10 protein-coding genes and 1 pseudogene are annotated in these 13,435 nt (G+C 64.7%); 5 read left to right on the top strand and 6 right to left on the bottom strand.

The features are described 5' to 3' along the window. Window position 1 precedes the first annotated feature (1 nt). The 3 genes from GV368_RS02420 to gloA are packed head-to-tail and all read left to right on the top strand — an operon-like array spanning window position 2 to window position 1,963. Window positions 2–793 carry an EI24 domain-containing protein gene (locus GV368_RS02420; protein ID WP_169115185.1) on the top strand — a complete coding sequence of 264 codons (792 nt, stop codon included), beginning with the start codon at window positions 2–4 and terminating at the stop codon, window positions 791–793. Further along, window positions 790–1,548: a competence/damage-inducible protein A gene (locus GV368_RS02415; RefSeq protein ID WP_169115183.1), complete on the top strand. Its 759-nt coding sequence runs from the start codon at window positions 790–792 to the stop codon at window positions 1,546–1,548. Before GV368_RS02420 ends, GV368_RS02415 begins: the two co-directional genes overlap by 4 nt. Window positions 1,549–1,576: 28 nt before the next feature. Beyond that, window positions 1,577–1,963: a lactoylglutathione lyase gene (gene gloA, locus GV368_RS02410; protein ID WP_142804624.1), complete on the top strand. Its 387-nt coding sequence runs from the start codon at window positions 1,577–1,579 to the stop codon at window positions 1,961–1,963. Window positions 1,964–1,987: 24 nt separating this feature from the next. Here the strand turns inward: gloA and trxC are convergent, their stop codons facing one another. Beyond that, the gene (trxC, locus tag GV368_RS02405) at window positions 1,988–2,431 is read right to left on the bottom strand and encodes a thioredoxin TrxC (protein ID WP_169115181.1); all 444 of its coding nucleotides are present in this window, start codon (window positions 2,429–2,431) and stop codon (window positions 1,988–1,990) included. 93 nt (window positions 2,432–2,524) lie between these two features. Between trxC and GV368_RS02400 the strand changes: the two genes are divergently transcribed. Beyond that, complete coding sequence (locus GV368_RS02400) at window positions 2,525–2,968, top strand: DUF192 domain-containing protein (RefSeq protein ID WP_206673218.1); 444 nt, start codon at window positions 2,525–2,527, stop codon at window positions 2,966–2,968. An 88-nt stretch (window positions 2,969–3,056) separates the two neighbouring features. On the opposite strand, the pseudogene dnaE reads toward GV368_RS02400, so the two are convergent. From dnaE to GV368_RS02375, 5 genes and pseudogenes are all read right to left on the bottom strand, one after another. Beyond that, window positions 3,057–6,520, bottom strand: a pseudogene (dnaE, locus tag GV368_RS02395) (DNA polymerase III subunit alpha). After that, the gene (locus GV368_RS02390; protein ID WP_178086729.1) at window positions 6,520–7,503 is read right to left on the bottom strand and encodes a quinone oxidoreductase family protein; all 984 of its coding nucleotides are present in this window, start codon (window positions 7,501–7,503) and stop codon (window positions 6,520–6,522) included. The pseudogene dnaE and the gene GV368_RS02390 overlap by 1 nt, the downstream one beginning before the upstream one ends. Before the next feature lie 19 nt (window positions 7,504–7,522). After that, on the bottom strand, window positions 7,523–9,823 hold the full coding sequence (locus tag GV368_RS02385) for an NADP-dependent malic enzyme (protein ID WP_169115177.1): 2,301 nt from the start codon (window positions 9,821–9,823) through the stop codon (window positions 7,523–7,525). Between the two features lie 99 nt (window positions 9,824–9,922). Next, window positions 9,923–11,455: a GGDEF domain-containing protein gene (locus tag GV368_RS02380; RefSeq protein WP_169115175.1), complete on the bottom strand. Its 1,533-nt coding sequence runs from the start codon at window positions 11,453–11,455 to the stop codon at window positions 9,923–9,925. A 39-nt stretch (window positions 11,456–11,494) separates the two neighbouring features. Next, window positions 11,495–12,400: a LysR substrate-binding domain-containing protein gene (locus tag GV368_RS02375; RefSeq protein ID WP_169115171.1), complete on the bottom strand. Its 906-nt coding sequence runs from the start codon at window positions 12,398–12,400 to the stop codon at window positions 11,495–11,497. 159 nt (window positions 12,401–12,559) lie between these two features. Here GV368_RS02375 and GV368_RS02370 point away from each other — a divergent pair, with 159 nt between their 5' ends. Beyond that, window positions 12,560–13,414, top strand: coding sequence for an FAS1-like dehydratase domain-containing protein (locus tag GV368_RS02370; RefSeq protein ID WP_142804630.1), 855 nt, complete (start codon window positions 12,560–12,562; stop codon window positions 13,412–13,414). Window positions 13,415–13,435 lie beyond the last annotated feature (21 nt).

Below are 13,435 nucleotides of genomic sequence, written 5' to 3'. Positions count from 1 at the left end.
GATGATGGATCTCATCCGCGTCGCGCTCTGGCGCTCGCTCGCCACCCTGGGGCGGGGCAAGATCCTGTGGGAGATGTTCTGGCCGCTGCTCGCGGCGGGCTTGGTCTGGATCGTGGCGCTCGTACTCGCCTGGGAGCCGCTCACGACCTGGCTTGCGGGTTGGTTCGACGCCTCGCCGGAAGGTGCGCAAGCGGGAATGCTGGCGATGGCCGGGTTCTTCGCGCTCAAGGTGTTGCTGGTGTTGAGCGTGTTGCCGCTCATGTACGTCACCATGCTGGTGATCGTGGGCATCTGGGTGATGCCGCGCGTCGTCGCCTTGGTGGGCCGCGAGGAATACGCCGACCTCGATCTGCGCCATGGCGGGAATTTTGCCCGCAGCCTGTGGAACACCCTCAGCGCCTCGGGCCTCTTCCTGATCGGTTTTCTCGTGAGCATGATTTTCTGGTGGATTCCCGGCGCTGCGCTGGTGCTACCCTGGATCTTGACGGCCTGGCTCAACAGGCGCACTTTCACTTATGATTGCCTGATGGAACACGCCGACGCCGAGGAGCTGCGGGCGCTGGAGGCACGGGAAGGAGGAACCTTCTTCTGGCTCGGAGCGATCGGTGCGGCGCTCGCCTACGTGCCGCTGCTCAACCTCTTCGCCCCGGCGATCACGGGCTTGCTCTTCGTGCATGCCGGGCTGGAGGCGTTGCGGCGCTTGCGCGCCGAGCGCGGGGAATGGATCGTGGAGGCGGACGTTCCTTCCGGCGAAGCGACCTCGTATCCTCATCTGCCCAAGGGGAAGCCATGAGCGCGTTCGGAGCCTACATCATCGGTGACGAAATCCTCTCGGGCCGTCGAGAGGACAAACACTTCGCCAAGCTGCGCGCGCTATTGCATGCGCGCGGCTTGCGCCTTGCCTGGGTGCACTACCTGGGAGACGATCCGCGGCGGCTCACCGAGGCGTTTCGCCACAGTTTCGCGAGCGAAGACATCGTCTTCAGTTTCGGCGGCATCGGGGCCACGCCCGACGATCATACGCGGCAGTGTGTGGCGCAAGCCCTGGGCGTGCCGCTCGAGCTGCATCCCGAGGCCGAGGCCCTGATCCGCGCGCGTTTCGGCGAGCGTACCACGGCGCAGCGTCTGGAAATGGGGCGTTTTCCCCGGGGCGCACGCATCATCCCCAATCCCTACAACCAGATCCCGGGCTTTTCCGTCGGCAATCACCATTTCGTGCCGGGTTTTCCCGTGATGGCCTGGCCCATGATCGAATGGGTGCTCGACACCCAATACGCGCACCTCTTCCATCGCGAGGACTACGTCGAGGATTCCGTCTACGTGTGGGACGCGCACGAGGGCGATCTGGTCGATCTGATGCAGGCGCTCACCGCGCGCTATCCTGAAGGAACGCTCTTTTCGCTGCCGTCGGTACCCGAGGAGACGGGCGGCCGGCGTCGGCTCGAGCTGGGTTTCAAGGGCCCCAGGGCGATCGTGGAGGCGGCGATGCGCGACATCGTGGCCGCGCTCGAGGAGCGAGGTTTGCCCTGGGAACGCCCTCACAGTTGATTCCTCAACCAGAAGAAGGAGAGACGTCATGCCCCGTATTTTGCATACCATGATCCGGGTCGGCAATCTCGACCGTTCGATCGAGTTCTACACCAAAGTGCTCGGCATGCGGCTGCTGCGGCGCGAAGATTATCCCGACGGGAAATTCACGCTGGCGTTCGTCGGCTATCAGGACGAGAGCGAAGGGGCGGTGATCGAGCTCACCTACAACTGGGGGGTCGATCATTACGAAATGGGCAACGCGTTTGGGCACATCGCCATCGCCGTTCCCGACGCCAAAGCCGCCTGCGACGAGATCCGTGCTCGCGGTGGGAAAGTGATCCGCGAGGCCGGGCCGATGAAGCACGGTACCACCGTGATCGCTTTCGTCGAGGATCCGGACGGCTACAAGATCGAGCTCATTGAGCGGCCCTGAGTCGGCATCCAAAGGCCGGGATCGTCAGGATTGGCGAAGGTGGCTCTGGACCCAACGCACGATCTCGGCCGTACCGACGGCGCCGGAATGCCGCGCCACTTCCCGCCCCTGCTGAAAGAGGATCATCGTCGGGATGCTGCGGATGCCGTAACGGGCGGCCGTTTGTTGGGCTTCGTCCGTGTTGAGCTTGGCGAAGAGAACCCGCGGGACGAGCTGGCTGGCAGCATGGGCAAAGGCGGGCGCCATCATGCGGCAGGGGCCGCACCAGGGAGCCCAGAAATCGACCAGCACGGGCAGATCGTTCTTCGTCAGATACGTGTCGAAGTGCGCCTCACTGAGTTCGACGGGGTGATCGGGAAAGAGCGGTTGGTGACATTTGCCGCAGTTGGGCCTTTCGTGCACGCGCTCGGCGGGGACGCGATTGACGGCGAAGCAGGCCGGGCAGACGATATGCAGGGTATCGCTCATGGGGATGGCTCCACGAAGAAGTTCGATCGAACTATGGGGGCAAAGCCGGTGAGGGTCAAGAGGGTTTGACCCCATCTTGCTCGAGGAGGAAAGATGTCGTTGAAGTCCTGCTTGTGGGCCATGCTTTTCGGGCTCGTGCTGATGCCATTGAGCGTCTTGGCTCAGCCGCGCGCGCAGCTGACGGTTGGCATGTACCGAGTGGTGGCCGAAGTGGCGGCCGACGAGCCCTCTCGGGCGCGCGGCCTGATGTTTCGCGAGCACCTGGGGGCGAACGAGGGGATGGTGTTCGTCTTTCCCGTGGCGGGGCGTCAGTGCATGTGGATGAAGAATACGCTCATCCCCTTGTCGGTGGCTTTCATCGACGAGGCGGGGCGCATCCTCAACATAGAGGAGATGGCGCCGCGTACCCTGGATTCGCACTGTGCCGTGGCGCCGGCGCGCTATGCGCTGGAGATGCCGGGCGGGTGGTTCCGCGAGCGCGGCATCGCGCCGGGCATGCGCGTCGAAGGGCTCGAGCGCTTGCCCGCGGGGCGTTGAGCGGGCGCGGAAGGAGGCGGACGAACATCCGGACATATAAGGAATTTGTCATATATCCACGAGGCTGGTTGGCCGCAGGGCGCGTGGATCATTCGTAGCGCACCTCGACGCGCTCCACTCCCGGGAGCGTCCGCAGGGTGGCGAGCAAAGTCTCTTGCGGATGCAGGGTCCACGGGGAGGAGCATCGCAGCGTCCCCTCGGTGCCGTCGAGGCGCAGGGTGAGCGCGAGCGGCAACCTGCCGCCGAGGTGTGGCCGCAGCGCGGATTCCAGTTCGTCGATGAATCCCGGCGTGGTGCGTTCGAGCACCACGGTGAGGGCGACTGCCCGGGCGCGTTCTTCCCGCAGCTGTGCGAGCGTGGCGAACCGCTCGGCCACCACCCGCAATCCCCCCGAGTAGTCGTCAGGGCTTACTTTCACTTCGGCGAAGAGCGGCTCGTCGAGCACGATGGCGTGGCGCCAGGCCTCATAGACTTCGCTGTAGGCGAGTACCTCGACCTGGGCTGTGCCGTCGTCGAATTCGACGAAGGCCATCTTGCCGCGATTGCCCATCTTGGTGCGCAGGTTGGTGACCACGCCGGCGATCCACACGGGTCCCAGCCGGGTTCGAGGCTGGCGAGCGGTCTCGAGACCAGACGGCGTACTTCCTCGGCCCAGGCGTGGAAGGGGTGCCCCGAGAGGAAGAAGCCGATGGCGATCTTCTCTTCCTTGAGCCGTTCGCGCTCGGTCCAGGGGCGGACGGCGGCGAAGGCCGGCTGCATCGCCTCGGCCTGGGGCAGGTCGTCGAAGAGCCCCCCTTGCAGGACGTTCGCCTGCGCCTGCTCGGCCGCTTCCATCGCAAGCCCGACGGTGGCGAGCAACTGCGCCCGGTCGCGACCGGCATGTCCCGGCAAGCTGTCCAGCGCCCCGGCGCGTACCAGCGCCTCGAGCACGCGGCGATTGACCGCCCGCCGGTCGACGCGGGCGCACAGTTCGAAGAGGTCGCGGAATGGACCGTTGCGTTCACGCTCGGCGACGATGGCCTCGGCCGCGGGGCGGCCCACCCCCTTGATCGCCCCCAGACCGTAGCGGAGGGTGCGGTTGTCGACCGGTTCGAAGCGATAGGCGGAAGCGTTGACGTCCGGCGGCAGGATCTCGAGGCCGTTGGCGCGCGCGTCCTCGACGAAGATCTTGACGCTGTCGGTATCGTCCATGTCGGAAGACAGCGTCGCGGCCATGAACGCAGCGCAGTGATGTGCCTTCAGCCAGGCGGTCTGGTAGGTGACCACGGCGTAGGCGGCAGTGTGGGACTTGTTGAAACCGTATTCGGCGAATTTCTCCATCAGGTCGAAGAGGCGCATGGCAAGGGACTCGTCGTAGCCTTTCTTGCGCGCCCCTTCGCGGAAGATCTCGCGGTGCTTGGCCATCTCCTCGGGTTTTTTCTTGCCCATCGCCCGGCGCAGCAGGTCGGCGCCGCCCAGCGTATAGCCGCCGATGATCTGCGAGATCTGCATCACCTGTTCTTGATAGACGATGACACCATAGGTGGGTTCGAGGCAGGGCTTGAGATCCTCGTGGAAGTAATCGATGGCCTGATCGCCTTTCTTGCGCAGGATGAAGTCGTCGACCATGCCCGACCCGAGGGGGCCTGGGCGGTAGAGGGCGAGTACGGCGATGATGTCTTCGAAACGGTCGGGCTGCAGTTTCTTGAGCAGCTTCTTCATCCCTTCCGATTCGAGCTGGAAGATGGCGGTGGTGTTCGCGTCTTTCAGGATCTGGTAGGTGGCCGGATCCTCGTAGCCCAGGGTTTCGAGTTTGGGACGGCTGCCGGTGAGCCGCTCGACGTAGTCGAGGGCGAGGTCGATGATGGTGAGGTTGCGCAGCCCCAGGAAGTCGAACTTGACGAGCCCGATCGCCTCGACGTCGTCCTTGTCGAACTGCGACACGGGCACGGCGTCCTCGCCGTCGGCCAAATACAGGGGGCAATAGTCGGTGAGCTTGCCCGGGGCGATGAGCACTCCGCCGGCGTGCATGCCCACGTTACGCGTCAGCCCCTCGAGCGGGCGGGCGAGCTGCCACAGTTGCTGGATCGCCTCGCCATCGTTGGCATCTTCCATCAGCTCGCGCAGCTGCGGTTCGAGCTCGAGCGCCTTGTCGAGCGAGACGGGTTTGACGCCCTCGAGCGGGATGAGTTTGGAGAGGCGGTCGCACAGGCCATAGGGCAGGTCGAGCACGCGCCCCACGTCGCGCACCACCGCCTTGGAGGCCATGGTGCCGAACGTGGCGATCTGGCTCACCGCGTCGTGCCCATAGCGCTCGCGTACGTACTCGATCACCCGGTAGCGCCGATCCTGGCAGAAGTCGATGTCGAAGTCGGGCATGGATACCCGCTCTGGGTTGAGGAATCGCTCGAAGAGGAGCGCATAGCGCAAGGGGTCGAGGTCGGTGATGCGCAGGCTGTAGGCCACGAGCGAGCCCGCGCCCGAGCCGCGCCCCGGGCCGACGGGCACGCCGTTTTCCTTGGCCCAGTTGATGAAGTCGGCCACGATGAGGAAGTAGCCGGAAAAGCCCATCTGCACGATGGTTTCGGTTTCGAAAGCTAGCCGCTCCTCGTAGCGCGGGCGTTGGCGTTCGCGCTCGGCCTCGATGGGATAGAGTTCGCGCAGGCGAACTTCCAGCCCCTCCTTGGCGCGCGCGACGAGGTAGTCGTCCAGCGTCATGCCCGGCGGCGTGGGGAAGGGCGGCAGGAAGTTCTTGCCCAGCGTGATGGAGAGCGAGGCGCGGCGCGCGATCTCACCGGCGTTCTCCAGCGCCTCGGGCAGATCGGCAAACCGCTCGGCCATCTCGGTGCGGCTGAGGAAGTACTGCTCCGGGGTGAAGGGCTTGGGGCGACGGGGGTCGGCGAGCACCGTGCCCTGGGCGATGCACACGCGCGCCTCGTGCGCCTCGAAATCCTCGGGGCGCATGAACTGGATGGGGTGCGTCGCCACCACCGGCAGCCCCAGACGAGCGGCGAGCTCGACGGCGGCGTCGATGTAGACCTCCGTGTCCGGCTGTCCGGCGCGTTGCAGCTCGAGGTAGAACGCGTCGGGGAAAATCTCGGCCCAGCGCCGCGCCGCCGCCTCGGCTTCCGCTTCTTTCTGGGCGAGCAGCAAGCGTCCCACTTCGCCCTCCATCGCCCCGGAGAGGGCGATGAGGCCGCTGCAGGATTCCCGTTCGAGCCAGGCCGGATGGATCTCGGCGCGGCCGCGGTATTGGTTTTCCAGATAGGCGCGGGTGAGCAGTTCGCACAGCTGGCGGTAACCCTCGCGGTGGCGGGCAATCAGCAGCATCCGCCACGGATGGGCGCGATCTTCTTCGTTGCTGATCCAGGCGTCCACGCCGATCACCGGCTTGATGCCCTTGGCGCGCGCGGCCTTGTAGAACTTCACCATGCCGAAGAGGTTCATGGCGTCCGAGATGCCCAGGGCGGGCATTCCGTCGTCGGCGGCCGCGGCGACGGCCTCCGGCAGGGTGCAGATGCCGTCGGTGAGCGAGTATTCCGAGTGCAGGCGTAGATGGACGTAGAGCGTCATCAGGGCAACAGCAAGGTGGCGCCGGTGGTGCGACGGGATTCGAGTGCGCGGTGGGCTTCGGTCGCTTGGCTGAGGGGAAAACGCTGGCCGATTTGGACGTCGAGCCAGCCGTCGCGCAGCGCCGTGAAGAGTTCTTCGGCCATGGCGAGCAAATCCTCGCGCTCGGCGATGTAGGTGAAGAGCGTCGGCCGGGTGAGGAAGAGCGACCCCTTCTGGGCCAGCAAGCCGATGTCGAAAGGCTCGACCTTGCCCGAGGCATTGCCGAAGGAGACCATCAGCCCCAGGGGGCGGAGCGAATCGAGCGAGCCGAGGAAGGTGGCGCGGCCCACCGAATCGTAGACCACGTCGACGCCGCGCCCGTTAGTGAGCGCCCGGGTGCGTTCGGTGAAATTCTCCCGCGTATAGACGATGACGTGATCGGCACCGTGCGCGCGCACGAGTTCGGCTTTTTCATCGTTGCCTGCGGTGGCGATGACCGTGGCGCCGAGCCGCTTGGCCCACTGCACGAGGAGCAGTCCCACCCCGCCGGCGGCAGCGTGGATGAGGACCGTGTCGCCCGGCTGCACGCGGTGGGTACGGCGCACGAGGAATTGCGCCGTCAAGCCTTTCAGCATTACCGCGGCGGCGGTTTCGAAGGAAATGTCGTCGGGCAGGCGCACGGCCCGCTCGGCCGGGAAGTTGCGCACTTCACTATAGGCCCCTACGGGCGACAGAGACCCGCCGCAGTAGACGACGCGATCGCCCGGGCGAAATTCGGTCACGCCGGGGCCGACGGCCTCGACCACGCCGGCCCCTTCTTGTCCGAGTCCGGAGGGAAGAGAAACCGGATAAAGCCCGGTACGGTGGTAGGTGTCGATGAAGTTGACCCCGATGGCATGGTGGCGGATGCGGATTTCTCCCGGACCGGGATCAGGGAGTTCCAACGCCTCCCAGCGCAGCACTTCGGGACCGCCATGAGCGGAGAAACGGATCGCGTGCGTCAACATGGCCTGCTTTCTCCAATCATTCTGTTTCGAGTTTGTTGCGCAGTTCGAGCGCATCGACCACCGACACGGCCGTCATGTTCACCAAGCGGCGCACGGTGGCCGAAGGAGTGAGGATCTGGACGGGCATGGCCGCACCGAGCAGCATGGGACCGACGGTGACGCCGTCGCCGTTGGCGACTTTCATCAGGTTGAAGGCGATGTTGGCGGCGTCCAAATTGGGCATCACCAGCAGATTCGCTTCGCCCTCGAGGGTGCACGTCGGAATCAGCCGCTGGCGGATCTCGGGAGAAAGGGCCGAGTCGCCATGCATCTCGCCGTCCATGTTGAGCTGTGGGCACAGGGTGCGCAGTAGATCCCGGGCTTCACGCATCTTGCGCGCGGATGGGGTGTCGGCCGAACCGAAGTTGGAGTGCGACAGCAGCGCCACGGCCGGCTCGTAGCCGAATCGGGTGAGCTCGACCGCGGCCATGCGGGCGATTTCGGCCACGTCCTCGACGCTGGGGTCGTAGTTGACGTAGGTGTCGGTGATGGCGACGGTGCGTTTGGGCAGCATGAGGATGTTCATCGCGGCGAAGAGACGCGCGTCCGGGGCAAGGCCGATGACGTCGCGCACGTGCTGCAGGTGGGCGTGGTAAGTGCCGAACGTGCCGCACACGAGCGCATCGGCATAGCCGTTCTTGAGCAGCATGCAGCCGATCAAAGTGGTGTCGCTCATCATGCGCACCTTGGCGATTTCGGGCGTCACTCCCTTGCGGCACATCAGTTCGAGGTATTGCTGCCACAGTTCCTTGTAGCGCGGGTCGGATTCGGGATTGACGACGTCGAAGTCGCGCTCGGGCACGAGGTTGAGCCCCAGGCGCTTGATGCGCATCTCGATCACCGCCGGGCGGCCGATGAGGATGGGGCGGGCGAGTTTCTCGTCGATCACGGCGCGCGCCGCGTGCAGTACCCGTTCGTCCTCGCCTTCGGCGTAGAGCACGCGTTTTTGTTCGAGCGGGATGCGCTTGGCCACCGAGAACATGGTTTTCATCACCACGCCGGAGTGGTAGACGAAGTTCTGCAGGGTGGCGCGATAGGCGTCGAAATCCTCGATCGGCCGGGTGGCCACGCCCGAGTCCATGGCCGCCTTGGCCACCGCCGGAGCGATGCGTACGATGAGGCGCGGGTCGAAGGGTTTGGGAATGAGGTAGTCCGGCCCGAAAGTGAGCGCAGCTTCTCCATAGGCCCCAACGAGCATGTCGCTCTGTTCGGCGCGCGCGAGATCGGCGATGGCGTGCACGCAGGCGAGCTTCATCTCTTCCGTGATGGTGGTGGCGCCCACGTCGAGCGCCCCGCGGAAGATGAAGGGGAAACACAGGACGTTGTTGACCTGGTTGGGATAATCGGAGCGCCCCGTGGCGATGATCGCGTCCGGCCGCACGGCCTTGGCCACTTCCGGCATGATCTCGGGGATGGGGTTGGCGAGCGCGAAGATGAGCGGGTCGCGCGCCATCTTGGCGACCATCTCGGGCTTGAGCACCCCGGCCGAAGAGAGGCCGAGGAAGACGTCGGCGCCGTCGATCACTTCGGCGAGGGTGCGCGCGTCGGTCACCTGGGCGTAGCGCGCCTTGTTCGGTTCCATGTCCGGTTCGCGCCCGACGCGAATCACGCCACGGGAATCACACACATAAACATTTTCGCGTTTCAGCCCCAGGCGCACCATCAGATCGAGACAGGCGATGGCCGCGGCTCCGGCGCCCGAGCACACGAGCTTGACTTCTTCTATCTTCTTGCCGACGACCATGAGGCCGTTGAGGAGCGCCGCGGCCGAGATGATGGCCGTTCCGTGCTGGTCGTCGTGGAAGACGGGGATCTTCATGCGCTCGCGCAGTTTCTTCTCGATGTAGAAGCACTCGGGCGCCTTGATGTCCTCGAGGTTGATGCCGCCCAGCGTCGGCTCCATGGCGGCGATGATGTCGATGATGCGATCCGGGTCTTTCTCGTCGAGCTCGATGTCGAAGACGTCGATACCGGCGAATTTCTTGAAGAGACACCCTTTTCCTTCCATGACCGGTTTGGCGGCGAGGGGCCCGATGTTGCCCAGCCCCAGGACGGCGGTGCCGTTGGTGATCACGGCTACGAGATTGCCGCGCGAGGTGTATTCCCGCGCAGTGAGCGGATCGCGCACGATCTCCTCACAGGCGGCCGCGACGCCGGGGGAATAGGCCAGCGAGAGGTCGCGCTGGTTGCTCAGGCTCTTGGTGGGGACTACCGAGATCTTGCCTGGTGTGGGGTGGCGGTGATAGTAGAGCGCGGCGTCGCGGAAATTCTTGTCCATTGAATGCTCTCCAGAACGGTTGGATGCGTGCGCCTGCCCTCGGTCGCACGTCGAAACGGGGGTCCATCTATCGGAAGAGAAGTATACCGCGGGTGGGCTTCAGGTGTCGGCGACGAAGACGCGGTTCTTGCCGGCGCGCTTGGCGCGGTACATCGCTTGATCGGCACGCTCGAAGGCGCTCTCCCAACCGTCGTCGGGGTAGACTTCGGTGACGCCGGCGCTGAAGGTGACCACCCGATGGCGCTCGTCGTGGAAGAAAATCTCGCGCGTGAGGATGCGCTGCAGCCGACGCAGGATTTCGGCGGCATTCTCGGCGGTCGTGCCCGGTAGGATGACGACGAATTCTTCTCCACCGTAGCGACCAATGACATCGTGCTCGCGCAGGTGCCTGCGGGCGATCTCGGCGAGGAATTTGAGGGAATCGTCGCCGGCTTGATGACCGAAGAGATCGTTGATGCGTTTGAAGTCGTCGAGATCGATCACTCCCAGCGCGAGCGCAGGGATGGATCCTTGGCGCAGGGTCTCGATCGTGCGGGAAAAAGCGGCCTCCAAGCCGTTGCGGTTATAGAGACCGGTGAGGGAGTCTCGCACGAGTCGTTCATTGAGCGACTGTAGCTGCGCTTCCAATTCACGTACCTTGGCATCGGCATCCTCGGCTTCACGGCGGGTGCGTTCGAGCGCTTCGTGCGCCTGGCGTGTGGTCTCGCTCATGTGGCGCGTCGCCTGAAGCAAGGTGCGGAGCTCGCCCGCGACGGAGGCGAGATCGTCGGCCTGTTCGATGGCCGTTGCCGCCTGCTGGAGCTGGCTCTGGTACTGCTCGGTCTCTCGGCTCATACGCCCCAGGTGCGAGAGAAAATCCGCCAGCAGGCGTTTGAGTTCGGCTTCGGCCTGGCGCTTGCGCTCGAGGGCGCGTTGCAAAGGGTCGAGCAGGGCGTCGAGCCGTTCTTGCAGCAGGCGCACCAACTGCGGGGTGAAGATGGTGGCCGGCTCAAGAAGTTCAGCGCGCAGGTGGGCCAACTCGACCCGGATGCCGTCGTTGTCGCTGCCGACGAGTTCGAGCGCTTGCAGGGAGCGACCGAGCAGCTCGAGGAGCGCCCCGATGAGGGCAACGGTATCGACCTCTTGATTCGTAGTAATCGAAGTTGGAGCAGTCTCCCCGGGCGACTGGCGCAGCCCAGAGATGAAACGCTCGAGCCGTCGGGGTAACCAGCGGCTTTGTCCTTCCGCGAGGATCGATTCCAAGGCGTGAAGTTTGCGCTCCGGCGTCCAACCGGAAGCGGCATGCTCCCAGGCATCGATCAGTTGACGGATCAAGTCCCCCCAAGAGACGTCCGTTTCGTGGGACGGCGGCAGGACGAGCAAAGCTTCTTCGACGTCGGCTAGTGCCTGAGCCGTTTCGTTACGCTTGAGGTGATCCCGTGCTCGCCCGAGCGCCGCGCAGGCCTTCTCCCCCGCGCGGGGAAGTTTGGCTACGAGCTGTTCGAGCAGGCGAACGAACCTCGGCGGCAGTGGCTCCGGTTCTCCGGCCAGTTCGCAGTAGACCCGGGTGTAGTTCTCCGGAGTCGGGGGTTGTCGCAACTGCGACAGACGCAAGAGGGTTTCTTTGGCGAGATCGACGGGCGAGGTGGGCATCGTTCGAGGCACGCGAGAGGCATCAAGGGAATCAGTGTATCACTGCGGCCGTTCAGCGGCGGCGGCATCGGCAAGCAGCAGCTCGACGAGATCGCGGCCGAAGACCGGTAGTAGGTCGAGGCTGCGCACGCAGATCTGCAAATCGCGCTTGGCCCACTCGTCGTTGAGACGTATCAGACGAATGTTCATCGATTTGGCATGGCGCCGGGCAGCCGACTCCGGCAAGATGCCGATGCCGATGTCGGCCTCGATCATGCGACAGACGGCGGTGAAATTGCCCACTTGGATACGAATCTTGAGTCGCCGGTTCAGGCGGGTCGCCGCTTCGACGAGAAAACCGTGGATCGCGCTCGTCTCGGTCAGGCCGATGAAGCCGTAATCGAGCGTCTCGGCAAAGTCCGCCGCGGGTTTGGCGGCCAGTGGGTGGCTGGGGGCAACGGCAAGGACGAGCCGGTCGCGCCGATAGGGCAAGGCTTCCAGTCCTTCGGTGCGCACGTTGCCGGCGACGATCCCGATGTCGGCCATTCCCTCGGTGACGGCGCGCACGATTTCCTGGCTGAGGCGCTCGCGCAGCTCCACGTTTACATTGGGGTGCCGTGCCAGATAGGTGCGCAAGACTTCAGGCAGAAACTCGGTGGACGTGGTGTTGGCAAAAATGCGCACCTGTCCTTTTACTCCGTTAGCATATTCCAGAAGATCGCCGCACAAGTTCTCGAGCTGGCCGAGTACTTGCCGGGCGTGGTTGAGGAACACCTGCCCCGCGGGGGTGAGGCAGACGCCGCGGTTGGTGCGCGTAAATAATTTGAGACCGAGGCTTTCTTCGAGGTTCTTGATGCGCATGCTCGCGGCCGGCAGGGAAAGATGGGCGCGCTCGGCTCCGCCGGTGAGGCTATTGGCTTCGGCGATATGCACGAGCAGCCGAAAATCCGCGAGATCGAAATGCATGCTCGGTGTTTGGCCATCTTGGGAATCGGAGAACATTGTACCGTATGCCTCCGGACGAGGTTCAAGCCAGGTGAAAGGGGGGTTTGGCAGATACGAATTGTCTCGGGCGCCAAGCTGAGGCAAACTGCGATGGCTTTCCTTGGGATGAGAGCTGGGATCATGGACGTGAATTTCGATGAATTGCGGCGATGGATCGGCCGCAGTCAGACCCAGGACGATACGGTGACTCCGGTGCCGGTGGCGGCGTTGGCCGCTACCCTCGATCGCGACGATCCCTTACCGCAACCCGGAGATGAACTGCCTCCGCTGTGGCACTGGATTTATTTCCTGCCGCTCGTGCGGCATTCCGAACTCGGGTCCGACGGGCATCCGCGGCGAGGCGGTTTTTTGCCGCCGGTACCTTTGCCGCGGCGCATGTGGGCGGGCGGGCGATTCGAGTTCTTCCACCCGCTGCGTGTGGGGGAAGCCATCCGGCGCACCTCGCGCATCGCCGACGTGAGCCTGAAAGAAGGGCGCAGCGGCACCCTGGTGTTCGTGCGCGTGCGCCACGAAGTGAGCAACGACGCCGGGGTGGCGCTGGCGGAGGAGCAGGACATCGTCTATCGCGAGGCACCACGCCCGGGTGAGACCCCGCCCGCGCCCAAAGCGGCGCCGCTCGATGCTGCGTGGCACAGCGAGATCGTGCCCGATCCGGTGTTGCTCTTTCGCTATTCGGCGCTGACGTTCAACGGGCACCGCATCCACTACGATCATCCTTACACGACTCATATCGAGGGCTACCCGGGTTTGGTGGTGCACGGGCCACTCACGGCAACGCTTCTCGTCGATCTGCTGCGCCGCCATTTGCCGCGCATGCGGCTGGAGCGCTTTTCGTTCCGCGCGGTGCGGCCGCTCTACGCGCCACGGCCTTTTACCGTGTGCGGCAAACTGGAGGCCGACGGCAAGACGGCCACCTTGTGGACGAGGGATGCCGATGGCTGGGTGACGATGGAAGCCAGTGCCACCCTCGCCTGAGTGCCCGTGAGGAGAAGGAAC

Source organism: Tepidiphilus baoligensis (assembly GCF_012911495.1).
Lineage (GTDB): Bacteria > Pseudomonadota > Gammaproteobacteria > Burkholderiales > Rhodocyclaceae > Tepidiphilus > Tepidiphilus olei.
The sequence above is the reverse complement of the archived record's forward strand: the minus strand, read 5'-3'. Positions and strand labels throughout refer to the sequence as shown.